2 protein-coding genes are annotated in these 1,174 nt (G+C 61.0%); one reads left to right on the top strand and one right to left on the bottom strand.

The window, feature by feature from the left end; genetic code table 11:
- Window positions 1-489: PEP/pyruvate-binding domain-containing protein (locus tag AC1DX0_RS36155; protein ID WP_477359333.1), on the bottom strand; the 489-nt coding region annotated here is incomplete at its 3' end.
- A gap of 225 nt (window positions 490-714) precedes the next feature.
- Between AC1DX0_RS36155 and AC1DX0_RS36150 the strand changes: the two genes are divergently transcribed.
- Window positions 715-1,059 (top strand): VOC family protein, encoded by a 345-nt coding sequence (locus AC1DX0_RS36150; protein ID WP_477359330.1) that lies wholly within the window; start codon window positions 715-717, stop codon window positions 1,057-1,059.
- The last annotated feature ends 115 nt before the right edge of the window (window positions 1,060-1,174 follow it).

Raw genomic sequence — 1,174 nt, 5'->3', positions numbered from 1 at the left:
CTGGTCCTCCAGGATTTCCTCGAACACCTCGTGGTCGAGGCCCATGACGACATCGGAATACATCTGGATGAAGCGGCGATAGCTGTCATAGGCAAAGCGGGCATCGCCGGAATCGGCGGCCAGCGCCTCGACGGTCTCATCGTTAAGCCCGAGATTGAGCACGGTATCCATCATGCCGGGCATCGACGCGCGAGCGCCGGAACGCACTGAAACCAGCAGCAGCTTCGACGGATCGCCGAACCGGCGGCCGGTCAGCCGGCCGACCTGATCGAGCGCGACCGCGACATCGGCTTCCAACCCTGCCGGATAGGCGCGGCCATTGGCGTAGTAGGCGTTGCAGACCTCGGTGGTGATGGTGAAGCCCGGCGGCACCGGCAGGCCCAGGCTGCACATCTCGGCCAGGTTGGCGCCCTTGCCGCCCAGCAGATTCCTGTCGCTGGCACGGCCTTCCGCCGCACCATCGCCAAAGGTGAAAACCCATTTGGTCATGCTTTGCTCTCCGGTTGCAGGAGATTGGAAAGATTGGCGAAACGGAAAGTTCCGCCCTGCTCCGACTTTGGAGCGATATGATGCTGCAGTGCGAAAGGCAAGCGCCGGCAAAGCCGTCCTGCCGCTACAATCGATTAAGAAAAAGCCCTGCCCGGGCATGCGGCAAAAAGACTTGCCACCTCACGGTTAGACGAATAGAACATAAAGGGAACACAGAGGTGCCCCATGAAACTGACTGGAAAACTCGACTATCTGGAAWTGCCKGCGACCGGCGGMACGCTGGACMGSKTSAAGGCKTTCTACAGYKCSGCSTTYKCSTGGTCGTTCACCGAYTAYGGGCCRACCTATTCGGCCTTTGSCGAAGGSCTSGAYGGCGGTTTYCAGGCCGATGSCGCGGAAGCAGCGGCCAAGCCTCTGCCGGTGCTCTATAGCGAGAACATCGAGGAAACGCTGAGCGCCGTCGAAAGCGCCGGTGGCACGATCGTCAAGCCGATCTTYYCGTTCCCCGGCGGCCGGCGCTTCCACTTCGTCGATCCGGGCGGGAACGAGCTGGCTGTCTGGGGTGAATAGCCCGCTCGGACAGGATCCGGTGGCATTGTGGATTGCTCGATTTTGGGCGTTCTTGCCCTCGCTCATAAAGCATTGTGCTTTTCGGCTGCTCTGCTAATAACGCGCCGCACAAGCG

Source organism: Mesorhizobium sp. P3_A9 (assembly GCF_056402975.1).
Note: the sequence above shows the minus strand (reverse complement) of the source record. Positions and strands in the feature narration are given on the sequence as shown.